The sequence below is a fragment of the Pseudomonas sp. 9Ag genome (genome assembly GCF_902506445.1).
Taxonomy (GTDB): Bacteria; Pseudomonadota; Gammaproteobacteria; order Pseudomonadales; family Pseudomonadaceae; genus Stutzerimonas; species Stutzerimonas stutzeri_AB.
On record NZ_LR733836.1, the window covers coordinates 1,583,099 to 1,606,759 of the forward strand.

Sequence of the window (23,661 nt, forward strand, 5' to 3'; positions counted from 1 at the left end):
CGCCTTTTGATTGCTCGACGAGCGGTCTTTATTCTTCCGGACCGCTCTTATAGCCGTGACCTAGACGGGAACGATCTCATTGAGCGCGCGCTGCAAGATATTCAAAGTCCGATCGATATTTTTCAGTTTTTCAAGACCAAATAGCCCCATGCGGAAGGTCTGGAAATCCGCTGGCTCGTCGCACTGTAGGGGCACACCCGCAGCAATTTGCAGCCCCTGCGCCGCAAACTTGCTACCGTTCTTGATGCCTGCATCGTCGGTGTAGCAGACCACTACGCCGGGCGCTTCGAATCCTTCGGCAGCCACACTCTTGAAGCCCTGCTGAGCCAGCAACGACCGAACTCGCTGACCGAGTTCCAGTTGCTGTGCACGAACGGTTTCGAAGCCGTAATCCCGTGTCTCCAACATGACGTCGCGAAATCGCGCCAATCCGTCGCTTGGCATGGTCGCGTGATAGGCATGACCGCCCTGCTCGTAGGCCTGCATGGTCTGCAGCCACTTCTTGAGGTCGCAAGCGAAACTGCTGCTCTGTGTCGCCTCGACGCGTGCCTGGGCAGCCTCGCTGAGCATCACCAGCGCGCAGCAGGGTGACGCGCTCCAGCCTTTTTGTGGCGCACTGATCAGCACATCCACACCGCTTGCCTGCATATCCACCCACAGCGCACCTGAGGCGATGCAGTCCAGAACAAATAGCCCCCCCACCGCGTGTACCGCATCGCTGACTGCGCGCAGGTAGTCGTCGGGGAGGATGATCCCAGACGATGTTTCCACGTGCGGAGCGAACACGAGGTCCGGCTTATTGGCGGCGATGTTGGCGACGACTTCTTCTATTGGCGGGGGCATGAAAGCAGCTTGCGCCGCCTGATCCACCGGTCGAGCCTTTAGCACCGTGGACTGCGCCGGAATGCTGCCCATATCGAATATTTGCGTCCATCGATAGCTGAACCAGCCGTTTCGGATAACCAAGCAGTTGCGGTCATGCGCAAGCTGGCGCGCAACAGCTTCCATTCCGAAAGTGCCACTGCCGGGCACCACTACAACCGAGTGGGCGTTGTAGACAGATTTCAGTGTGGTGGATATGTCGTTCATGACGCCCTGGAACGACTTGGACATGTGGTTTAGCGATCGGTCCGTGTAGACAACTGAATATTCGATCAGTCCATCGGGGTCGACGCGGGGGTATAGCTCCGACATGAGTTCACTCCGTAGATAGAAGCCTGGCTTCGACCCTGCCCGAAGCATCAGCGCTTTACAAGCACAACCAAAACCCTTCGTCAACGTAGCCACAAACTCGCGAACTGCGTGAGCGCAAGCCTCGCTTCGGGTGGCTTATCCGTGTACCGATTCGCCATGAACTTCACCCGCCTGCAAATAGTTCAAAAATAATGATGCCGTTTATCGGATTATCTCTGCCGCCTGAAGCGAGACGGCGTTAACGGTGAATTCAAAAAAATGACGCCACCATTACTGCCGCCTTTATAGCTAGGGGCTTCCAGCCCTTCTCGAAATCCGGTAAGCATGGCATTTGAATATCAAATTGATATCAAGCTTATAAGCGGACTTTTTTTTGACGACTTATAAAAGGCGCTTAATGTTTAAGCGATATATGAAATAAATTATAACTATCCAAGCGGAACGGGCGGCCTCGCAAGCCCATTTCGCTTACCCATTGGTTCGTTCTGTTTGTGGTATCCGCCTGCCTTTGCAGCGCCGCTTATTGATCAACCTCCCCCTGTCACTTCATCGAAACCTGCGTTTCGATGTTCATGATCACGGTGAGCCGATGTTTACCTCGTTTGTTTCTAAGGCCTGCAAAGGGCCCATGTCCGCAATTGCCCTGTCCACGCTGTTGGCTTTGGCCCCTGTAAGCGGTCTATACGCCGCTACCACCCCGACTACGGGCGTCTCGACTGTCTCCTACTCGGCGGTGATTAATAAATTCACCAACAGCTACTGGCTGAACGGCTCCTGGCGCGCATCGGCTGGGGTTTCGGTCGCCGCGACAAAACAGAACATGGCCGCTTTCAAAGTCGGCACCGCGGTGCGAACGGCAGATGGACAGATTCGAACTGTCACCGCGCTCAAACCCGCCAGCGGGGCGCTGACGGTGTTCATGAACGGTCCGGTGCTCAACGGCAATCTGGTCGGTTATCCCAACAGGCTCCGCGTGAGTACCGTGGCGAGCACGCTGCCCATGCCAGTCGAACCGAGTCCAGCTCCGGTTTCCGCTCCGAGCCATGCGGCGCTGATCAACAAATTCACCAATAGCTACTGGCTGAACGGCTCCTGGCGGGCGTCGGCGGGCGTCTCAGTCGCTGCGACGGCACAGAACAAGGCCGCCTTCATAGTTGGCGCATCGGTACGCACGGCCGACGGCCAAGTGCGCACCATCACCTCGGTGAAGCCCGCCAGCGGCGCGCTGTCTGTGTTCATGGATGGCCCTGCGCTTGACGGCAATCGTGTTGGGTACCCAAACAAACTGAGGCTGGCCGCAGGGCCGGCTCTTCTGCCCGCCGGATCTTCGCCGATAGGCAATGTCACGCTGCCAGCAATCGAGCCGGTCCAACTGGTCGGCGTTGCCTTGTCCGGGGCTGCCTTCGGTCCTTCTGTTTTGCCGGGCAGGCACGGGACCAATTACATCTATCCTGCCGAGTCCTATTACAAGAAGTACGCCGAACAAGGCCTGAAACTGGTCCGGTTGCCATTCCTATGGGAGCGCATCCAACCCCGGCTGGACACTGAACTCGACACTGCGCAACTGACATTGCTTACCCAGTCACTCGACTTTGCCCACAAGCACGGCGTCAAGGTTGTGCTGGACATGCATAACTACTATCGCTACTACCGCCAACCGATCGGATCCGAAACTGTATCGATCCAGTCGTTCGCCAATACCTGGAAGCGTATCGCGCAGAAAATCGGCAATCATCCGGCACTGAGTGGTTACGGACTGATGAATGAGCCAAACACCAAGGGACTTTGGCCCCAAGCGGCGTTGGCGGCCGCGAAGGAAATCCGCAAAGTCGACCGCACACATTGGATCTACGTGGCTGGCGACCGCTTCTCAAGCGCCTGGCATTGGCCGCAATCCAACACCCAGCTGATCGCGGATCCCTGGATGCGCGATCCGAACAACAAACTGATCTTCGAAGCTCACATGTACCTGGACCGTGACACCTCGGGCATGTACGCCGACAAGACCGAAACCTTTGCCCCGGAGCTCGGCATCAATCGCGCCAAGCCTTTCGTGGACTGGCTGCGGACCAACAACCTGCGCGGTTTCATCGGCGAGATGGGCGTGCCCAACTACGCCCCCGACGCGATCGTCGCGATGGATAACCTGCTCGGCTATCTACGCGAGAACTGCGTTCCAATGACCTACTGGGCCGGCGGCCCCTGGTGGGGCAACTACATTCTTGCCCTGGACGTAGCAGGAGGCGCGGAGCAGCCCCAGTTGGCGGTGTTGAGAAAGCATGCCGCGACGCCGAACAGCTGCGCAGCCATAGGCGAGCCGCTGTAACAGCCAGAGATAACCGTTCCAGCGAAGGCCTGACACGTTTTGCGTGTCAGGCTTTTTTGTGGGCTCCTTTTACTCAGCGCTTCCTTAACGCTGCCGCCCTCTCCCCGTTCCCTCCAGCACATAACAAGCGGAACCAATGAAGGCATCAACGGGACGAATCCCTAATGCCTGCTTTCAGGTACCCAAAAGGCCGATATCACATCGCGCCGAACTCCATGGAGAGTCGATCATGACGGAAGGGATCTTGTTGGCAGCGACTGGCCTGCTGGTCGTGCTAACGCTTCTACCGCTATGGAAGAACCCGGTCTGGTGGGTACGCGGGCTGGATTTTCCTCGCCTGCAACTGTGCGTACTCGCCTTTGCATTGCTACTGGCCCAGGCATTATTGCTGTCCTATTCAGAACCGCTGCAGGTTCTGATCAGCGCCCTGGCGATTTTCTGCCTCGCCTATCAGGCCTGGTGGATCATTCCCTACACCCGCTTGTGGCGCTCTGAGGTCAAAACCGCCGTCCCAGGCCGCGACAAGCCTCGCATACGCGTCATGGCGGCCAACGTTCTGACGCCGAACCGCCAGACGGACAAGCTCAAGGCGCTTGTCCGTGAGTATCGCCCCGACATTCTGGTGACACTCGAAACAGACCAATGGTGGGAGGATCAGCTCGAGGAGCTGAGCGACGATTACCCCTACTCCTGCCGGTGCCCGCTGGACAACCTTTACGGTATGCATGTCTGGTCCCGGTTGCCGCTGGAAAACGCGGAGACTCGTTTCCTGGTCGAAGACGATGTGCCGTCGATGCACGTCAAGGTCCATCTGAATGATGAGTTGGCGATTCGCATGCACTTCCTGCACCCCGCCCCGCCTAGCCCCACGGAAAACGACGAATCAACCGAGCGCGACGTCGAACTGCTGGTAGTGGCCGAAAGCGTTCGGGACGATCTGGAAGATATTCCGGTCATCGTGACAGGCGATCTCAACGATGTAGCCTGGTCACCCAACACACGTCTGTTTCGCAAGATCAGCGGCTTGCTGGACCCCCGGGTCGGGCGCGGCATGGTCAACAGTTTTCATGCCCAGCACTGGTTTCTACGCTGGCCGCTGGACCACCTGTTTCATAGCCACCATTTCCAGCTGGTACGCATCCAACGCCTGCCGGCGTTCGGCTCTGACCATTTCCCCGTGCTGGTCGAACTGCAATACGACCCAGCGCCTGATCAGCAGAGCCTGCAAGGCGACGAGGACGATGAACTTGAAGCGGAGGACAAAATCCGCGAGGAAGGAGTCAGCGTGACCGACGTGCCTGAGCCTGAAAAGCGTTGAGCTGAACAGGTTACTCGGGCGTGGTTAGGGCACCGAGTACCGGACAGGCGAGCAGCGACCCAGCGAAAATTGGCGCTCAGTGGGGTGCATCCACATCCCGTTGAACCGGCTGAATTGGGCTAATTCACGCTTGCTCATAGGAGTTGCGATGCTTGCGCGTCACTGGCCACTGCTCGCGCTCGAGAAGCCCAGTCGCATGCGGTTGAGCCAGCGCGCAGATGACCACGCACTCCGGCAACGGCCTGCACCGTTCTCCGGAGGACGGTCCAACGCACTGCAAGGGTCTACGCTGAGGAGGAGACACACGGATGCCGACCACGTTCGCATTCGGCTATCGGTCGACATGACAGACTGCATTGACCGTGCCGCCGCCCAGGTATCCAGCCTCACCTCACCCCGGAGGACAGCCACATGGTCACCAGCACGCTCGGTGTCGAGCTCGACGAGGCAATGCGCAATCGGCTCGAGGAGGCGGCCAGCCGGCTTGAGCGCCACCCACAGTGGGTGATCGAGCAAGCGCTGCTGCGCTACCTTGAACAGGTCGAGAGCGACACTCAACCACACGACGCCGAGCCGCCGCCGCAGGCCAGCCCGGACCATACGGCTGAAGTCACCCCTGGCAGTCAGCCATTTCTCGAGTTTGCCGAAAGCATCCTGCCGCAGTCGGTGCTCCGCGCGGCCATTACTGCAGCCTATCGCCGCCCCGAACCAGAGGCATTGCCGATGTTGTTGGAGCAGGCGCGGCTGTCACCGGAAAAGGCCGAAGCGACCCACCGTCTCGCGCTGCGCATCGCCGAGAAACTGCGTAATCAGAAAAGTGCCGGCGGACGTCAGGGGCTGGTTCAAGGGCTGCTTCAGGAATTCTCGTTGTCATCCCAGGAAGGCGTCGCCCTGATGTGCCTGGCCGAAGCGCTGCTCAGGGTGCCGGACAAAGGCACACGTGATGCGTTGATCCGCGACAAGATCAGCACCGGCAACTGGCAACCGCACCTGGGTAACAGCCAGTCGGTCTTCGTCAACGCCGCCACCTGGGGCTTGATGCTCACCGGCCGGCTGGTGGCCACGCACAATGAAACCAGCCTTTCCTCATCACTGAATCGCCTAATCGGCAAAGGTGGCGAGCCGCTCATCCGCAAGGGCGTGGATATGGCGATGCGGCTGATGGGCGAGCAGTTCGTTACCGGCGAAACCATCAACGAGGCGCTGGCCAATGCCCAAACCATGGAGGCAAGAGGCTTCCGCTACTCCTACGACATGCTTGGCGAAGCGGCGCTGACCGCTGCAGACGCACGTCGTTATCTGGCCTCGTACGAACAGGCGATCCACTCCATCGGCATGGCTTCGCGCGGTCGGGGGATCTACGAGGGCCCAGGCATCTCGATCAAACTGTCGGCGCTGCATCCGCGTTACAGCCGTGCGCAGTACGATCGGGTGATGGACGAGCTCTACCCGGTCCTGGTGTCGCTGACTGAACTGGCACGGCGCTACGACATTGGCATCAACATTGATGCCGAGGAAGCGGACCGTCTCGAGCTGTCGCTGGAACTGCTCGAACGGCTCTGCTTCGAGCCTTCACTGGCCGACTGGAATGGCATCGGCTTTGTCATTCAGGCTTACCAGAAGCGCTGCCCCTATGTAGTGGATTTCCTGATCGACCTGGCCAAGCGCAGCCACCATCGCTTGATGATCCGCTTGGTCAAGGGCGCTTACTGGGACAGCGAGATCAAACTGGCGCAACTTAACGGTCTGGAGGGCTACCCGGTCTATACGCGCAAGGCTTATACCGACGTGTCGTTCATTGCCTGTGCACGCAAACTGCTCGCTGCGCCCGAGGCGATCTATCCGCAGTTTGCCACGCACAATGCGCACACGCTGGCTGCGGTCTACCACTTAGCCGGCCAGAACTATTACCCCGGCCAATATGAATTTCAGTGCCTGCACGGCATGGGCGAGCCGCTGTACGAACAGGTAGTTGGCAAGGGTGAAGACCGTCTAAACCGGCCTTGCCGGATCTACGCACCGGTTGGCAGCCATGAAACCCTACTGGCCTATCTGGTGCGTCGCCTGCTGGAAAACGGCGCCAATACTTCCTTCGTCAACCGCATTGCGGACAAGAGCATCTCGTTGGACGAACTGGTGGCCGACCCGGTAACGACGGTCGAGCAGTTGTTCGCCTCGGAAGGCACCCTCGGCCTGCCGCATCCACGGATTCCGTTGCCGCACAATCTCTATGGCGAAGGCCGTCTCAACGCCTCCGGTATCGACCTGTCCAACGAGCAAAGGCTGGCCTCGCTTTCGTCCGCCTTGCTTGCCGGTGCACGCTTGCGCCTCACCGCCAGCCCATTGCTCGGCTGCGACACCGTTTCGACGACCTCTGCTGCCCCCTTGCTCAATCCTGCTGACCATCGAGACATCGTCGGTCACGTGCAAGAAGCGAGCGAAGCGGACGTCGATAATGCCCTGCGCTGTGCTCTCGACAGTGCCAGTGCCTGGCGCACCACACCACCGGCAGAGCGCGCCGCGGCATTGGAAAAAGCTGCGGAATTGATGGAACAGCGCATGCAGCAGCTGCTGGGTGTGCTCATCCGTGAAGCGGGCAAGTCGTATGCAAACGCCATCGCGGAGGTGCGCGAAGCTGTCGACTTCCTGCGCTTCTACGGCGCCGAGGTGCGTGACAACTTCCACAACGACACTCATCTCCCGCTCGGCCCGGTGGTCTGCATCAGCCCTTGGAACTTCCCATTGGCAATCTTTACCGGCCAGGTCTGCGCCGCGCTGGGCGCCGGCAATACAGTACTGGCCAAGCCCGCGGAGCAGACACCCTTGATTGCCATGCTGGGCGTGCAGATCCTGCATGAAGCAGGTGTGCCTAAAAGCGCGCTGCAGCTACTGCCGGGACGCGGCGAAACCGTCGGTGCCCAGCTGATCGCCGACGAGCGCATCCGCGGCGTGATGTTCACCGGCTCCACCGCGGTCGCTTCGATCCTGCAGCGCAGCATTGCCGGGCGCCTGGATGAGCGCGGCCGTAGCATTCCCTTGATTGCTGAAACCGGTGGCCAGAATGCGATGATCGTTGATTCGTCAGCATTGGCCGAGCAGGTGGTCATGGACGTGATGGCGTCGGCTTTCGACAGTGCCGGTCAACGCTGCTCAGCCCTGCGGGTGTTTTGCATACAGGAGGATGTCGCCGAAAGAGTTATCGGCATGCTCAAGGGTGCCATGGGCGAAGCGCGTATGGGGAACCCGCAGCGCCTGTCAGTGGATGTCGGCCCGGTAATCGACGCCGAGGCGCGCGACAACATCGAGCGCCACCTGCAAGCCATGCGCGACAAGGGTTGCCGCGTGCATCAGCTGGCCCGTGTCGATGAGAAAGCCTGTGCTCATGGCACTTATGTAACACCTACGCTGATCGAACTCGAACGCCTTGATGAGCTGCAGCAGGAAGTCTTCGGCCCGGTACTGCATGTGTTGCGCTATCGCCGCACCGAGCTTGATCAATTACTGGACCAGATCAACGCGGCGGGCTATGGACTGACGTTAGGGGTGCATACGCGCATCGACGAAACCATCGCCAGGGTCATCGACCGGGCCAAGGTGGGCAATCTGTACGTCAATCGCAACATCGTCGGCGCGGTTGTCGGGGTGCAGCCGTTCGGCGGCGAAGGGCTGTCCGGTACCGGCCCCAAGGCTGGCGGCCCACTGTATCTGTATCGTCTGCTGTCGGAGCGACCGGACGACGCACTGTTGCGCGCACTCGACTTCAGCGGTTCTCCTGCGCAGCCCGAAGTGCGTCGTTCCCCCGCCCAGGTCGACGCCGCCAGGCAGTTCCAGGACTGGGCCCGGCGAAACGGCCGGGAATCAATTGCCGCGTTGTGCGACCGTTACGCCAGTCAATCTCAGAGCGGCACCACGCGCCTGCTCAACGGCCCCACCGGTGAACGTAACAGCTACAGCCTGCTACCACGCGAACATGTCCTGTGTCTGGCGGATGACGAAGGCGACCTGTTGACCCAGTTGGCTGCGGTATTGGCCGTTGGCAGCGAGGCGGTGATGGCGGATCTACCGTCAGTACAAGCGCTGCACGGCACGCTCCCGCAGGCAGTTCAAACCAGGATCACGCTGACACCGGATTGGACCAGCGACGCGACGCGTTTCGATGCCGTGCTGTACCACGGCGAAACCGACCAGCTGCTTGAGGTCAGCCAGCGGCTGTCGCAGCGCAGCGGTCCGATTATCGGCGTGCAGGGAATGATGAGCGGCGACACAGACATTCCGCTTGAGCGGCTGTTGATCGAGCGGGCATTGAGCATCAATACCGCTGCGGCGGGGGGCAATGCCAGCCTGATGACCATCGGCTGATCGGCGTGGGTGACAGGCTGCATTAACGGAGAAGGTCACGCTCTCGCGGGTTTGGTCTCGACATGCTGGTCGACCGAACCCACCCACTCCGCTGCGAAATAAGCCGCCGCGACGCTGCGGTTTGAACATGTGGGTTGCGGTTTGGTGCGTTGCGCAATGTTCCTGTGGCATGTGAAAGCAACAACCGACATCGCCTGATTATGCTAATGCGAACGATTTGTGTTTGATATAGCGTTAAGCTTGTCTTAGGATGCAGCCCGCCTGACTAACCGAGCGTGCCGCAATCCGATGAAAGTTGCCGTCCAGACAAGGATCGCCGTTCACCTAGCGATGCTGATCAACATGCTGTCCATTGGCAGCCTGATGATGGTCATGCCGCTGGGGCCGGACCTCGTGCGCGAGCTCGGCATGACGGCCAGCCACATCGGCTACATCAGCGGCGGCGCCACCTTGGCTGCCGCGTTGAGCGGATTCGTCAGTGCACCCTGGTTGGATCGTTTCGACCGTAAGCGTGCACTGGTCGCCCTCCTCGTTTTGCGCTTTCTCCTGCTGCTCAGTTGTGCCTGGGCGACCGGGCCCAACCAACTGATTGCGTTTTTCGTGTTGTCCGGTCTGGTGGCGGGACCGATGGGCGCAATCCTGATGGCCACCATGCTCGACCTGATACCGCCCGCAGAGCGCGGCCGTCAGCTCGCCTACGTTGGAATGGGATTTTCACTTGCTGCGATCCTGATCATTCCATTGGCCTTGGAATGCTCGATTCGCTTGGACTGGACCGCTCCTTTCTTACTGTTGGGCGGCACTGGGCTGCTGCTGGCATTACTGTGCCAGTTGTTGCTTCCCAAACCCGTGACCATTGAGCGCCCGAAAGCCTCGGTCAAATCGCTGCTGGCTTCGCGCCTCTGCCTGGCCGCGCTCGGCATCACATCGTTACAGATGTTCGGGCACTTCCTGTTGGTGCCCCACTTCGCCACTTACTTTGAATTCAACCTGGGTTTTCCCCGCGCGCATCTCGGCATGCTGTATCTGCTCGGCGGGGTGGCCAGCCTTGCGGCCATGCGGATCGGCGGCGCCTGGATTGATCGCGGCAGCGCCGTAACAGTGGTGCTTGTCAGCAGTGGCTGCCTCTCGCTGGTGACGCTGCTCGGGTTCGCCGCCCCGGTTGGCATCACCCTTTACGTCATCTTCACGCTGTTCATGGCGCTGAGTGCCGTGCGCACCAACAGCAGCATGACCATTGCCGCCGGCGTTCCCCATGCTCACCAACGCGCAGCGTTCATGGCCTTTCAAGGAACGGTTTCGAACATCGCAGCGGGACTCGGCAGTCTGTTTTCAGCGCGCTACCTGAGCGAAGGGCCTCAACACCAGGTGATCGGCTTCGAACAGCTAGCAGCCTTCTACGCATTAGCGGGCGTCGTGGCCGGTCTGGGCGTGCTTTACCTGCTTCATGGCATCAGACAGCGCGACATGAGCCCGACCTCAACCAAACAACAGGCGGGCTAACCCGCCGCGGATACGTGATCAGTCCTTTCGACCCTCGAGCAGCAACGGAGCATGCTATGTCAATCGCACTAAACCGGGGTCTCAGCCGTCCCCGTCACCTATCCCTGACCATTCTGGCCAGCCTTATGCCGCTTGCCGCCCTTGCGGCCGAGCCTGTTGCCCTGGAACAGCAAGTCATCACCGCCACGCAGACCTCGCATAGCGAACTCAGTGCGCCGGCCAGCGTATCGGTCGTTACCCGCGAAGAGCTCGAGCAGCGTCCGGTGTACAACCTGGCCGATGCGGTGAAGTACCTGCCGGGCGTCCATCTCAACCCGTCGTCTACCTACGGACGGCAGGAAATCAAGCTGCGCGGAATGGACTCGGACTACACCCTATTGCTGGTCAACGGCCGCCGGATCAATTCACGCGATGCGCTGTCCTCCAACTATGCCAACGACTTCGATCTGTCCTCGATCCCGATGGCGGCTATCGAGCGCATCGAAGTGATTCGCGGCCCGATGTCATCGCTGTACGGTGCAGATGCGCTGGGCGGCGTGGTCAACGTGATCCTGCGTCAGCCCACCGAAGAGACCAAGGCCGGTATCGCCTACACCTACGAACACCCCACCGAGGGCGAATCGGGCGACAGCCATAAGGCTAGCGGGTACGTCAGCGGCTCGCTGATCGAGAACAAGCTGCTCGGCAATCTCATTCTGGAAACGACAGACCAGGCCGCCTGGCTCAGCGAACAAACGGTCAACCCCAATACCGATGCAGTCGAACAGCGCCAGGCCACCAGCGCATACGGCTCCCTCAGTTGGTTGCTGGACGAACGTCAGACGGTTGACCTGGATATCACCCACCGCAAGGATGACCGCGAAGCCGAGTGGAATAACTTCGGTGCGGTCGTTCAAAACATTCAGGAGATGGAGCGCTGGAGCTTTGGCCTCGGCCATACCGGCAACTGGGACGGATTCAACACACGGGTTCGGTATTACTACGAAAACGTGGAGTTGATGGACGACTCGCAGATCATGACCAACCTGCGCGGCATGAAAGGCGACATCGAGCAGAAGAACCACACCGTTGACGGCCAGGTGACCGCATTTCTCGGCAACCACCTGCTTACCCTCGGCAGTGAATTGCGCCGTACCGAGCTGGCTCACAACCAGAACCTGGGCAGCGAAACGGAGGTCGATCAGAAGGCTGTCTACCTGCAAGATGAGTTTTCTATCGGTGATCTGGACGTAACTCTGGGTGGACGCCTGGATGACCACGACAGCTTCGGCAGCGAATTCAGCCCTCGCGCCTATGGCGTGTACAACCTCACCGACAACTGGGTAATCAAAGGCGGCGTAGGTCGTTCGTTCAAGGCACCAAGCATTTATCAGTCTGACGAAACCTATGGCGTCTTGGCCTGCCGTGGCATGTGCACGTTGGTTGGCAATCCGAACTTGAAACCCGAGACGGCGACCAGCTACGAGATTGGCACGCTCTACCAGAACGAGCGCGTTGAGGCCGGCATCATGCTGTTCAACAACGATATCGACGACATGATCATCACCGACACCTGGCGTGTCGGCTACCGACCTGCCGTGATGACCTATAGCAATGTCAGCAAGGCGCGCGTTCGGGGCTACGAGTTGCAAGGTCGTTATAACCTGAGCGATACCATGGGACTGCGGGCGAACTACACCTATTCGGATGCAGAGGATCGAGATACCGACGAACAGCTGCGCAACAGCCCGCAGCATGTCGCCAACATCGGCTTCGACTGGCAGGCCATGCCGGATTTGGGGCTGAATCTGGATTACCAGTACACCGGTAGCCAACTCCTCTACGTCTCGGCAGCCCAGCCAAACGTTGAAAGCGGTGCGTTCCATCAGCTGAATCTTGGTGCGAGGTATCAGGCCACCCGCGAGCTTTCCCTGAAAGCCGGCATGAACAACCTGACCAACGAGAAGCGCGACGATGTCGCCCAGTCAGTCGACAACATCCTCATGGGCCGCACGGTGTTCGTTGGCTTCAGTTACGACATCTAACCCCCGCTACACCCCGGCAGCTCGCTGCCGGGTTCAGGAATTTGCTTAAAACCAATGACACGAACTGACGCGACTTTCCCCGGCTACCAGCAAGCTGTCCTCGTTATGGGTGGCGCGCTTCTGATGAGTTTGCTGGTGATCTCGATGAGCACCGGCGCCGGAGTCTACGGCGCGGTGGACGTGCTGCACTTTCTGCTCGGAGACCAACTCGCCGTGGCGGATGAAAAGCTCGCCATGGTCGTAGAAACACTGCGTTTGCCACGTACGCTGGCAGCGCTTGTTGTTGGCGGAAGTCTTGCCATTGCCGCCTCGCTGTTGCAAAGCGCGACACGTAATCCGTTGGCCGAACCCGGCTTGCTCGGCGTAAATGCCGGCGCCGTACTGGGTCTGGTCATCGGCCTCATTTTCTACGGCGTCGAATCGACACAGGGCTACCTGCTCTGGTCCGGTGCTGGTGCCCTGCTGGGCAATCTTGTGGTACTCGGCATCGGCCTCATGCTGGGCCAGGCCAGCCCGCTGAAACTCATTTTGGCCGGCGTGGCGCTGGCTGCGATATTCGGCGGTCTTTCGAATTTCATGCTGCTGTCGACACGGGTGGCGCTGGAGCAGTTTCGGTTCTGGAATCTGGGCTCCCTCTCGGCCACCCGGCTCGATGCGGTGGGCACCGTCACGCCCGTCGCGCTGATAGGCCTTGCGCTTGCTGGGCTGCTGTGCCGACAACTGACCCTGATGCAGATGGGTGACAGCCAGGCCCGGGCCCTGGGTATTCACACGACGTGGGTGCGACTGGGCGTACTGGTCGCGTCGACCTTGCTCACGGCCTGTGCGATCTCGTTAGCCGGGCCCGTTGGTTTCGTGGGGTTCTTGGCAGCGTACTGCGCTCGCTTGATCGAGCCGGTCGCCCTGCTCCGACAGCTGCTGTTCTCAACGCTTTTCGGCATGCTGTTTTTGCTTGCAGCTGACGTTCTGGCCCGCTGGCTGTTGCAGCCCTTCGAGCTGCCCGTCGGAACCTTGCTGGCCGCGCTTGGCGCGCCGGCGCTGATCGCTATCGTCTTGCGCGGTGGCTTCCGCTCTCTGTTGGCGGTGAGGTAAGAATGGAATCAACCACTCCCAGTGGCGTATGGGCCCTGAGCATCGGCGGCCTGAGCCTGCTGCTGCATCGCCGCAACTGGCTGATGTGTGGCCTGCTGACCCTGTTGCTTGCCGTACTGGCTACGCTGGCGATCAGTCTGGGCTCCGGCAAGATGGGCCTACAAGATGTGATCGCCACCCTGCTCGGCAATGGCAGCAAGCTGCACGAGATCATGGTGTTCAAGATACGTATGCCGCGGGTGGCAGCCGCCATCGTTGCCGGCCTCGCCATGGGCATGGCGGGCTGCCTGATACAGACACTGGTGCGCAATCGTCTGGCGACACCAGACATGATCGGTGTGAACGAAGGCGCCTCCCTGGCAGTAGTGGGTTTTTCCCTGTACCTGACGCTAGGTAGCTGGCCCTGGTGGGCTTCACCGCTGGGCGCGGTACTGGCCGCTGTGGCGTTGTTCACCCTGTGTCGGCGCCCCGGTGAGCAAGGCTATCTGTTCATTGTCATTGGTATCGCGCTGTCGGAGCTACTCGGGGCGATCGGTGACTTCGCCATGTCCACTCAACCGCTGGTGCACCTGGGCAGTCTCTATCTCTGGACCATGGGGCACTTCGCTGGCGTCAGCTACCAGACCGTTAACCCAATCGCCATGGTGCTGCTAGCGCTGTGTCCGCTGATGGCCTTGGTCAACCGCCCCCTCGCCTTGTTGCGCTTTGGCGACGCCACTGCGCAGAACCTGGGCATCCGCGTGCCGCTGGTGCAGCTCGGCGTGCTGGGCCTGGCCATTCTGGTGGCCTCGCTGGGTACAGCGATTGGCGGGCCAGTGGTGTTTATCGCCATGGCAGCGCCCATTCTGGCGTCGTGGCTGGCGCGCGATAACCTGGCCCCGCTCTGGCTATCGGCTCTTTGCGGAGCGGTCCTGCTGTTGGGCAGTGACACCCTGGTTCGGGTACTGGCGCAGCCGGCAGAGATCCCCACCGGCATCATGACACGGCTACTTGGCGGCATCCTGCTGCTGGCATTGCTGCTCAAGGACAGACGAGGAGCTGACTGATGACGGTACTGAGCGTCGAACACCTTCATTTCGCCTATCAGGACAAGGTGGTCCTGGACGACCTAACGTTCTCGCTGCCCAAGGGCCGGTTGATCGGAATCGTCGGGCCCAACGGCAGCGGCAAATCGACCCTGCTCAAGCTATTGGCGCGTCAGCTGCCCTTGCAGCGTGGCGAAATCCACGTGCATGGGCAGTCGCTTTCCCGTTACTCGATGAAAAGTCTGGCTCGTCAGCTGGCGTTTCTCCCGCAGCGCCCCGTGATGGCCGAAGGAATTCGTGTCGAGCAGTTGGTGCAGTACGGCCGGCATCCGCATCAAGGCTGGTTCAACCAGTGGACTGATGAGGATGCGCACCAGGTCGCCCGCGCACGTACCGCCATGCAGCTCGACGCCATCTGGCATCGCCAGGCTTCCTCGCTCTCCGGCGGCCAGGCGCAGCGAGCGTGGCTCGGCATGATCCTGGCGCAGAACACCGATCTGATCCTGCTCGACGAACCCACCAGCGCACTGGATATCGGCCATCAGGCCGAAGTCATGGAAGCGGTTCACCGGATCGCAGCCGAAGGCCGCACGGTGCTGATCGTCATCCATGACCTGGGCATCGCCGCGCGCTATTGCGATGAACTGATTGCCCTCGCCGATGGGCAGATTCAGGCCATGGGGCGTGCACGCGACGTGATGACCAAAGCGCTGGTGGACCGCCTTTACCAGACCGAAGTGGACATCCTGCCGGCACCCGGTGACGGCGCTCCGGTGATCGTCCCGCGTCGCCGTTCGCGCGCCGAGTCTGCGCTTCCCGCCTCTGCGCCATCAGCCACCCGCACCCCAGCGGTGCACGAACCCGCTCAAAAGGACACGACCCAATGATCAAACGAACCCCCTGGCACCTCACCATCGCACTTATAGCGGGGTTGATGACGCTCAGTGCGCACGCCGCCTCCCGTCAGGTGGAAGATGCGTTCGGCAACACCGTCACCGTTCCGGCCGAGCCTGAGCGTGTTGTCACGCTCAACGAAATCGATCTGGATACGGCGCTGACACTGGGGGTGACGCCGATCGGCACCGTCAACGGTCGCGGCCAGGCGGCACCGCCGCGTTACCTGGAAGGCAAGGTGCCGTCAGGCATCAAGGTCGTCGGCGATCTGGACAACCCCAACCTGGAGACACTGCTTGAGCTGGAACCGGATCTGATCCTCACCGGTCCGGTCAAGCCCGAGCAGCTGGCGATACTCAACGAGATCGCGCCGACCGTCACGACCTTTAAATGGGCGGAACCTTGGCAGTCCAGCATGCAGCGAACCGCTCATATCCTGAACAAGGATGCTGAAGCCAAGGCTTTTATGGACCGCTACGAAGCACGTGCAGCCGAGGCGCGTGAGCGTTTGAAGGACCATCAAGGCGAGACGTTCAGTATCGTTCGCTGGAACCCGAAGGGCCCGTCCTACATGTTCAAGGACGCGTTCTCCAGCACTGTGGTGGAAGACGTCGGCCTGGTCCGCCCGTCTCACCAGCAGGACCCAGGCCACACTCATTCCATGGCACTGAGCCTTGAATCCCTTGAACTGTTGGATGCGGACTGGCTGGTGATCGGGACTCTGGCCACCAGCGGCGAAGCCGTCGAGGCGCTTAGCCAGGCTGAAGAAACACCAGCGTTCCGCCAGCTCTCGGCTATCCAGGCCAAGCGTTTCGCCGCCGTCGATGGATCGCTATGGACCTCACTGGGTGGGCCGATGGCTGCCCTGCAGGTGATCGAAGATGTGGAATCCATCGTCGGCAAAACAGACGCTGAGCCGGTCGCGAAAAACTAACGCAGATCGTCCCGTGGCCGCCCGGGCCACGGGCTAGCGCACTCGATCAGACCGGCTCGGGTAACCGCTTACGGTCGATCTTGCCACTCGGAGTTTTCGGCAGCGAGTCCAGCAGCACGATGCGACTCGGAACCATATAGTGCGGCAGGCTCAGATGCAGTGCCCGGCGGATCTGAACCCGACCGGGCGCACCTTCGCCTCGTATCTCCACATAGCCGACCAGGCAGGCCTCGTCGCCTTTACCCAGCAACCGTACCGCAGCATCCTGTACCCCCTCGATGCGCCACAGGTTGGCTTCGATTTCGCCCAGTTCGATTCGAAAACCACGCAACTTGATCTGATCGTCACGACGTCCAAGGTATTGGAATTCGTCGTCGCCGGTGCGGCGAACCCGATCCCCGGTACGGTACAGACGCCGCCCTTGCCAGCTGATGAAGGCCTGCTCGCTCAGATCGCTGCGTTGCCAGTAACCCTGTGCCAGCGATACCCCTTCGATGCACAGTTCACCCTCGCCGCCCGGCCCGATGTCATTGCCGTTCTCGTCGAGAACCCAGTGTCGGTAGCCATCGAGTGAACGCTTGAGCCGCACACCATGGTCCGCCAATGGCTGTTCGACCTGCGCCATCATCGACCAGACGGTCGCCTCGGTGGGGCCATAGCAGTTCCACAGCTGCCCCACCGACTCGCTGAGCCGTGCCGCGAGCGTAGCGTCCAGAGCTTCACCACCACAGAGCGCGGTCAGACCTTCGCGCCCTTGCCATCCCGCTTTGAGCAGCATTCGCCAGAATGCAGGCGTGGCCTGCAGGGTGTTCAGGTCCGGCCGGCTGTCGAGCAACTGCAGCAGCGCCACCGGGTCTTTGTGAGCTGGTGCGCAGACCACTTCGACATAGCCGCCTACCCAAAGTGGCCCGAGCATCTCCAGCAGAGAGATATCGAAAGCCGGCGTGGTGGTGAACAGCCAACGTGTGTCCGGCCCGATCCCGACACGCCGGGTCGCGGCGTCGAGGAAGTTGCTTAAGGCAGCCCGGCCAATCACGACGCCCTTGGGTTTTCCTGTAGAGCCGGAGGTGAACATCATGTACGCAGGCAGCTGATCATCGAGCACCAGCGGCTCGGGCATCGCTGCCAGACCGGGTCTCAGGCGCAGCGAAGGTGCCAGCGACCGCGACGGCTGTTCATCCTGAATGATGCGGTGCAGGCATGCGTCGTCGGCGATGCCCTGCAGCCGGTCAAACGGAAACTCCGGCTCGAGTGGTACGAAACAAAGCCCTTCATGCAGGCAAGCGAGCAGCGCCGCAATCAGATCCGGCCCACGGGAAAGATGCAGCCCGACGCGATCACCTGCAGTCAATCCGTCTGCGCGCAGTTGCAACACGATGGCCGCGACGCGTGCCTGCAACTCGGCGTAGCTGAAACTGGCGCCGAGGCACCCTAGCGCCGGGCGCTCGGCGTGACGGGCGAAAACGTGGGCGAGCTGTAGGTTCAATGACGTCATTGCAGCTCTCCGCCAAGTGCAGCCAGGGTTTGCAGGTTAGTTCGCAACGACTGCAAAAAGCGGACACCGAGGTCCGAGCGCAGGCTGCCGATCTGCCGCAAGGTCAGCAGGCCGTCAAACACGCCACCATGCAGGCTGATCAGTTCTGCAGACAGGTTTCCAGCACCGCTCGGGTTGCCCGGTGGCAACGGCAATGGCTGCCACTCGCCTGCTCCGCTCTGGTAATTGCCGAGGTAATTCAGCGCGACGGCGGGCAGCGGAAGACTGTCACGATGCGCCGGATTGCTGCGCAGCGGCAAATAGCCAACGCCCTTGTCCGGCACCTGCCGCAACTGCTCGGCAGCGTGCTGAACCAGCGCCGGCCAGTCCGCCTGGTTATGCACCCTGACCGGGAACATGCTGGTGAACCAGCCCACCGTGCGGCTGACGTCCAACCCGGCATCAATCGGTTCGCGGCCGTGACCTTCCAGCATGATCAACTGCTGCTCGCCGAGCCCCAGCTCCACCAGCGACCGAGCCAGCGCAGCCAGCAGCAACTCGCGGACGTCGACCTGCAATCGCCTGGTCGTCATCTGAGTCAGTTGCCGAGTGGTGACTTCATCCAGCTGCAACAGTTGCGGCTCGGAGTGCTCGCTGGACGACCATTCTTGGGGAACGGTTTGATTGGTAAATGCCTGGCCCATCGCACCGACCTGCTCACGCCAGTACGGCAGCTGCGCTTCAGCACGCTGCGCATAGGCAGCGAGCCCCTCGCCCCAATGGCGGTAGCTGCTGGTCTTGTCCAGCAACCCATCGCCGCGGGCCAATCGCTGAAGGTCTTCAATCAGAATGCGCCATGACACCGCATCGATGACCAGATGGTGAAAGGCGATGAACAGCCCTCGCTGGCCGTTCGGCAAGTTCTCGATAACGGCCCACGCGAGCGTTCGAGCGCTCGCTGCATCAAAGCGAGATTGCAGCTCGGTTAGCGCGTGCTGTAATCCTGACTCGCCCAGCTCTGCCGCATCCAGCCATGCAGGTTCGGGCAATGACAAAAATTCGCGATAGCACTGGCCCGACGGCATGACCACCAGCCGAAGCGCATCGTGCTGAGCTAACAATTGCCGCATGTAATCCATAAGCTGGAGCTGACTCACCTCGGCCGGCAGACTCAGCACTACACCTTGGTTCCAATGCTGGGGTTGAGCGAACGGCTGGTCGAAAAACCACTCCTGGATCGGCTGCAGAGGGAAATCGCCAGCGAGAAGACCTTGGTCGGCGCGGATCATCTGGGTCTCGCGAGGTTTTTCGAGCACACGGCACAGTCGGCGCACGGTCTTCGCTTCGAATACTTCTTTTACGCTGCAGGGATAACCGGCATCGCGCAGGCGTGTGGCCAGTTGAATGCTCAGGATCGAATCGCCGCCCAACCGGAAGAAATCACTTTCAACGCCCAGCGGCTGCTCCAGCACACCCTGCCAAATCTCCAGCACGTGTCGCTCTAAATCGCCAGCAGGCGGCACGAGCTGTTCAGCTTCGGCCAGTTCAACCGTTGGCAGCAGCCCCTGATCCAGCTTGCCGTTGGCTGTAAGTGGCATTTTGTCGAGAATGATCAGACGCTTGGGCACCATGTATTCAGGCAGTCGGTTGGCCGCTGCCTGCAACACTGCGTCTGGCTCGGGTTTCGGTTCGCCAGCGGCTACCGTGGCGTAGGCGACCAGCGCCTGACGCGCGCCCTGACCGATGACGATGACCTTTACTTCCTGCAGGCCAGCACAGCTGGCCTGCAACTGGGCTTCGATTTCGCCCGGCTCGATGCGATAGCCGCGCAGTTTGATCTGCGCATCCAACCGACCCAGGTACTCGTACTCACCACTCGCCAACAGCCGTGCGCGGTCCCCGGTGTGATAGAGCCGTACCTTCACCCCGGCGATATCATGCTCACGGAACGCCTCTGCTGTGCGCTCCGGCTGGTTGAGGTAACCACGAGCCAGCCCCAGCCCCGCAAGACAGAGCTCACCCGGAACCCCTGCCGGACATACAGCGCCATACCGATCCAGAATCACAGTCTGCATCCCGTCTATAGGCCGGCCGATGGTCAGGCGAGTGCCTGTAGCGAGCGTTTTCGTCAGCGCCGTAACGGTGGCTTCTGTCGGACCATACATGTCGATCAGGCGGAACTGACTTGCCCAACGCTGCGGAATCGCAGACGGGCAAGCCTCCCCGCCAAACCCCACCGCTTTCATGGCCGGCAATGGGCGCTCCGGCAGTGTCGCGAGCAGCGCTGTGGGGAAGATCATCTGTGTGGTTTCGGTGCGTTCGATCTCGTCCAGCAGGCCCTCGCCGGGGTCGGCCCAGAGCAGGCACGCACCGTGAACCAACGGCACCAGCGCGCACATGTTGCCCGCATCGAACGACAACGACATGCAGTCCAGCATTCGATCACCCGGAGCGACATCGAGCCGCCGACCATGATCGAGCAACAGGTTGACCAGCGATCCATGTTCGATCATCACGCCCTTCGGCATGCCGGTCGAACCGGAGGTGTAAATCACCTGAGCAAGTTGCTGCGGGTCATGCTCGAGCGGCGGCGCGGTTGGCGACTGCGCATCCAGCTGCGCCTGGGTTCCCTGGCTGGCCAGATCCACCCAACGCTGGGTCGGCTCCAGCTCGAATGGCGCTGATCCCTGCCCGATGACCAGCTGCACGTTAGCGTCCCGCATGATGTAGCTAAGGCGCTGCTGGGGATAGCTCGGGTCCAATGGGACATAGGCCGCACCGACTTTCCAGCAGGCAAGTAACGCGACCGTAAAGGCGTTTTCACGCCGCGCAAGAACGCCAATCAGATCGCCCGGCGCGTTGCCCTGAGCCTGCAACCAGTGCGCAAGCCGGTTGGCACGGGCGTCCAACTCCGCATAACTGACATAGCCTTCCCCCTGCTGCAGCGCGGGACGATTTGGATGTAGCCGAGCCATCTCGCTGAACATCGAAAGCGCGGTCAGTCTTTCGGGAAAAGTCGCGGGCAATGCCGACAGACGCTCAGCGGTCTGCTCCAGCAATAATGGATCGTGCAAGGGCAGATGCCAGATGTCCTGCTCCGGTGCATCGACCACAGCCTTCAACAGATTCAGCAGGCGACTCGCATAGCCTTCTATACTGCTGCGGTCGAACAGCGCCGTCGCGTAAAGCCAATCGACTCGTACCGAATCCACAAGCTCGGTGACCTTGACCGAAATATCGGTCTTGGCAGGCAGTACCGGCGAGGTCTCCTCCACCGCGTCACAGCCAGGGATCAGGTCTTTGAAGTCGACCCGCGCCTGATACACCAGCATGATCTGGAAGATCGGGTTGATCGCAGTGTGGCGGTCCAGGCCCAATGCTTCGCTCAGCGCCTCGAACCGATAGAGCTGGTGATCGAACGCCTCGAGGTCGTCAGTGCGGCACTGTTGCAAATAGTCGACAAACCTTTGCTGCTCGGGAAGCTGCGTGCGCAACACCAGCGTGTTGACGAAGAAACCTACCAAAGGCTCGATATCCGCCCGCTCGCGGTAGGCCAAGGGGGTGCCAATGACAATGTCGCGCTCACCGGAATGGCGTGCCAGCAGCAGCGCGAACAGCGCATGCAGGCCGATGAAGGGTGAAGTGTTGTGTTGCTGACACAGCCCTTTGAAGCGCCCCCAGAGCGTATTGTCGATGGTCGAGAACACCACCTCGCCACCGCTGACGGGTTGGGCGGGCCGGGCTTTGTCCAGCGGTAGGCTGTGCACCTCAGGAATACCCGCCAAGCGTTCGACCCAGAACGGCTTGAACTGCTCGTGATAGTCACGGAACAGGGGCGAGTTGAACCAGAGTGCGTAATCGATGTAGGTCAGAGCGGGTTCGTCCCAGCGAACTGGCCCCTGCAAAGCTACCTGCGTTGGCAATACGTCGTTAAACACAGCCTCAGAATGCTCATTTACCGAACGTAAACTCCGCTTCTTCGGCTGTGTTTGCCTCGTCTTGCCTGCCTCGCCTACGTTTTGCAACGACCAGTTAAGCGGCTCACGATTCTGGTAAGCGAGAAAAGCGGTCTTGAGGTCCGCGAACATGTTCTTCACCGACCAGCCATCCGAAATGATGTGGTGCTGGTTGATCATTAGCACATGCTCACGCTCGCCCAGCTCCAGCAGCGTGACGCGCGTCAGTTGCCCACTGGTGATGTCGAACGGACGCTCGATCTCTTCCCGCACGTGCTGCGCGACTCGGTCCTCACGGGCCTGTGGCTCAAGGGAGCTCAGATTCTCCCGCGCCAGATGGAACCCGGTATGCGGGAGTATCTCCTGCTCGCCGCGGCCCTCGGCGCTGCGCTGGAAGCGCGTACGCAAACTGGCATGACGGGCTATCAGCGCATCGAACGCGAACTCCAGCGCCGCCACATCCAGCTCGCCCGTCAGGCGGAAGAAGACGGGCATGTTGTACAGGTGGGAATCCTGCTCGTACTGCTCGATGAACCAGAGCCCGCTCTGGGAGGAAGACAGCGGACCTACGCTGAGATGTTGCGGCACGATCGGCTCAATGAACGCGCGTTGGGCCCTCAGGCACTCGATAATGGCGTCGCGGTTGTCACGAATCTGCTGCCCGAGCGAGGGGTTCATTGCCTCTTTGCTCGACTGCGAAACCAGCTGTTGCTGATCGTTGAGCGCAAGGTGCACCCCCTGCTGAGCCAAGCGCTTCAGCAGGCCGATTATGTTCTTTTGCATCTGCTACCTCTCGGAGTCTCAGGCCGCCAGGGTGGCGCCGCCGTCGACGACGATGTCCTGCAGGGTAATGTGGCTCGCCAGGTCCGATGCGAGGAACAGCACGGTGCGGGCGACCTCTTCTGGCGTGGCGATCTTGCGCAGCGGAATCCCCAGCTTGTACTGCTCAGGGAAGCCCGCGATGGTCCGTTCCCGCGCGTCCTCGCTGTGCCACATACCGCGCTGCATGGCGGTATCGGTAGACCCCGGCGAGACCAGGTTGCAGCGCACGCCGTGCTCGGCCAGCTCCAGGCCCGCCGTTCGGACCAAACTGGTGAGTGCAACCTTGGATGCGCTGTACGCAGCCATCTGCATGCGCGGAACGTGGGTTGCGTTGCTGCTCACCGCCACCACCGCTCCGCTGCCTTGCGCCTTGAACTGCGGGATAAGTTCGCGTAGCAGATAAAAAGGGCCGGACACGTTGACGCGCATCGAATCGTCCCAGTCGGCCAAACTCAGCTCCTCGATAGCCCCAAGCCGCAAGATGCCCGCGACGCTGGCGAAGACATCAACCCGCTGTTGCCCGTCCAGCAGCTCGTGGCACGCGTGGCGCACCGCGTCCGCGTCACCGACATCAAGCAGGTAGGTGGTGAAGCCGTAGTCACGTTCGGAAAAGGTGCGGTCGAAACCAATGACTTGGCCACCCAGCCGCGCAAAGCCTTCAGCCACGGCGCGGCCGATGCCCTGTCCGGCTCCGGTAACCCAAATGCTGCGCCCGTTGAAACCCATCTGCTCATTCATTT

Annotated in this window: 13 protein-coding genes; 9 read left to right on the forward strand and 4 right to left on the reverse strand. The window is 60.8% G+C overall.

All coding sequences use genetic code 11. From position 1 onward, the window contains the following. Positions 1–60 precede the first annotated feature (60 nt). Positions 61–1,194 (reverse strand): aminotransferase class V-fold PLP-dependent enzyme, encoded by a 1,134-nt coding sequence (locus tag ALTERO38_RS07040; RefSeq protein ID WP_159967794.1) that lies wholly within the window; start codon positions 1,192–1,194, stop codon positions 61–63. 628 nt (positions 1,195–1,822) lie between these two features. Here ALTERO38_RS07040 and ALTERO38_RS07045 point away from each other — a divergent pair. The 9 genes from ALTERO38_RS07045 to ALTERO38_RS07085 all read left to right on the forward strand — a co-directional run bounded on the left by ALTERO38_RS07045 (position 1,823) and on the right by ALTERO38_RS07085 (position 16,669). Then, positions 1,823–3,520, forward strand: coding sequence for a glycoside hydrolase family 5 protein (locus tag ALTERO38_RS07045; RefSeq protein WP_159967795.1), 1,698 nt, complete (start codon positions 1,823–1,825; stop codon positions 3,518–3,520). A gap of 229 nt (positions 3,521–3,749) precedes the next feature. After that, entirely contained in the window at positions 3,750–4,838 is a 1,089-nt protein-coding gene (locus ALTERO38_RS07050) for an endonuclease/exonuclease/phosphatase family protein (RefSeq protein ID WP_159967796.1), read from the forward strand. 411 nt (positions 4,839–5,249) lie between these two features. Beyond that, complete coding sequence (gene putA, locus ALTERO38_RS07055) at positions 5,250–9,197, forward strand: trifunctional transcriptional regulator/proline dehydrogenase/L-glutamate gamma-semialdehyde dehydrogenase (protein ID WP_159967797.1); 3,948 nt, start codon at positions 5,250–5,252, stop codon at positions 9,195–9,197. Between the two features lie 288 nt (positions 9,198–9,485). Then, complete coding sequence (locus ALTERO38_RS07060) at positions 9,486–10,700, forward strand: MFS transporter (RefSeq protein ID WP_159967798.1); 1,215 nt, start codon at positions 9,486–9,488, stop codon at positions 10,698–10,700. A 56-nt stretch (positions 10,701–10,756) separates the two neighbouring features. After that, complete coding sequence (locus ALTERO38_RS07065; protein ID WP_178114574.1) at positions 10,757–12,724, forward strand: TonB-dependent receptor domain-containing protein; 1,968 nt, start codon at positions 10,757–10,759, stop codon at positions 12,722–12,724. A gap of 54 nt (positions 12,725–12,778) precedes the next feature. Beyond that, positions 12,779–13,816: an iron ABC transporter permease gene (locus tag ALTERO38_RS07070; protein WP_159967799.1), complete on the forward strand. Its 1,038-nt coding sequence runs from the start codon at positions 12,779–12,781 to the stop codon at positions 13,814–13,816. A gap of 2 nt (positions 13,817–13,818) precedes the next feature. After that, positions 13,819–14,862 carry an iron chelate uptake ABC transporter family permease subunit gene (locus ALTERO38_RS07075; RefSeq protein WP_159967800.1) on the forward strand — a complete coding sequence of 348 codons (1,044 nt, stop codon included), beginning with the start codon at positions 13,819–13,821 and terminating at the stop codon, positions 14,860–14,862. Next, positions 14,862–15,728, forward strand: coding sequence for an ABC transporter ATP-binding protein (locus tag ALTERO38_RS07080; protein WP_159967801.1), 867 nt, complete (start codon positions 14,862–14,864; stop codon positions 15,726–15,728). The genes ALTERO38_RS07075 and ALTERO38_RS07080 overlap by 1 nt, the downstream gene beginning before the upstream one ends. Continuing rightward, positions 15,725–16,669: an ABC transporter substrate-binding protein gene (locus tag ALTERO38_RS07085; RefSeq protein WP_159967802.1), complete on the forward strand. Its 945-nt coding sequence runs from the start codon at positions 15,725–15,727 to the stop codon at positions 16,667–16,669. Before ALTERO38_RS07080 ends, ALTERO38_RS07085 begins: the two co-directional genes overlap by 4 nt. A 46-nt stretch (positions 16,670–16,715) precedes the next feature. Here the strand turns inward: ALTERO38_RS07085 and ALTERO38_RS07090 are convergent, their stop codons facing one another. Genes ALTERO38_RS07090 through dhbA form a run of 3 tightly spaced genes read right to left on the reverse strand, consistent with a single transcriptional unit; the run spans position 16,716 to position 23,659 of the window. Then, entirely contained in the window at positions 16,716–18,164 is a 1,449-nt protein-coding gene (locus ALTERO38_RS07090; RefSeq protein WP_159967803.1) for an amino acid adenylation domain-containing protein, read from the reverse strand. Next, positions 18,161–22,882 (reverse strand): non-ribosomal peptide synthetase, encoded by a 4,722-nt coding sequence (locus ALTERO38_RS07095; protein ID WP_256663807.1) that lies wholly within the window; start codon positions 22,880–22,882, stop codon positions 18,161–18,163. The genes ALTERO38_RS07090 and ALTERO38_RS07095 overlap by 4 nt, the downstream gene beginning before the upstream one ends. An 18-nt stretch (positions 22,883–22,900) precedes the next feature. Continuing rightward, on the reverse strand, positions 22,901–23,659 hold the full coding sequence (gene dhbA / locus ALTERO38_RS07105) for a 2,3-dihydro-2,3-dihydroxybenzoate dehydrogenase (protein ID WP_178114575.1): 759 nt from the start codon (positions 23,657–23,659) through the stop codon (positions 22,901–22,903). Positions 23,660–23,661: the final 2 nt, after the last annotated feature.

Excerpts from the sequence above, each read along its gene's own strand:
- ALTERO38_RS07045 (WP_159967795.1), top strand. The coding sequence starts at position 1,823 with ATGTCCGCAATTGCCCTGTCCACGCTGTTGGCTTTGGCCCCTGTAAGC.
- ALTERO38_RS07085 (WP_159967802.1), top strand. The coding sequence starts at position 15,725 with ATGATCAAACGAACCCCCTGGCACCTCACCATCGCACTTATAGCGGGG.
- ALTERO38_RS07090 (WP_159967803.1), bottom strand. The coding sequence starts at position 18,164 with ATGACGTCATTGAACCTACAGCTCGCCCACGTTTTCGCCCGTCACGCC.
- ALTERO38_RS07070 (WP_159967799.1), top strand. The coding sequence starts at position 12,779 with ATGACACGAACTGACGCGACTTTCCCCGGCTACCAGCAAGCTGTCCTC.
- ALTERO38_RS07050 (WP_159967796.1), top strand. The coding sequence starts at position 3,750 with ATGACGGAAGGGATCTTGTTGGCAGCGACTGGCCTGCTGGTCGTGCTA.
- ALTERO38_RS07060 (WP_159967798.1), top strand. The coding sequence starts at position 9,486 with ATGAAAGTTGCCGTCCAGACAAGGATCGCCGTTCACCTAGCGATGCTG.
- ALTERO38_RS07080 (WP_159967801.1), top strand. The coding sequence starts at position 14,862 with ATGACGGTACTGAGCGTCGAACACCTTCATTTCGCCTATCAGGACAAG.
- ALTERO38_RS07040 (WP_159967794.1), bottom strand. The coding sequence starts at position 1,194 with ATGTCGGAGCTATACCCCCGCGTCGACCCCGATGGACTGATCGAATAT.
- ALTERO38_RS07065 (WP_178114574.1), top strand. The coding sequence starts at position 10,757 with ATGTCAATCGCACTAAACCGGGGTCTCAGCCGTCCCCGTCACCTATCC.
- ALTERO38_RS07095 (WP_256663807.1), bottom strand. The coding sequence starts at position 22,882 with ATGCAAAAGAACATAATCGGCCTGCTGAAGCGCTTGGCTCAGCAGGGG.
- putA (WP_159967797.1), top strand. The coding sequence starts at position 5,250 with ATGGTCACCAGCACGCTCGGTGTCGAGCTCGACGAGGCAATGCGCAAT.
- dhbA (WP_178114575.1), bottom strand. The coding sequence starts at position 23,659 with ATGAATGAGCAGATGGGTTTCAACGGGCGCAGCATTTGGGTTACCGGA.
- ALTERO38_RS07075 (WP_159967800.1), top strand. The coding sequence starts at position 13,819 with ATGGAATCAACCACTCCCAGTGGCGTATGGGCCCTGAGCATCGGCGGC.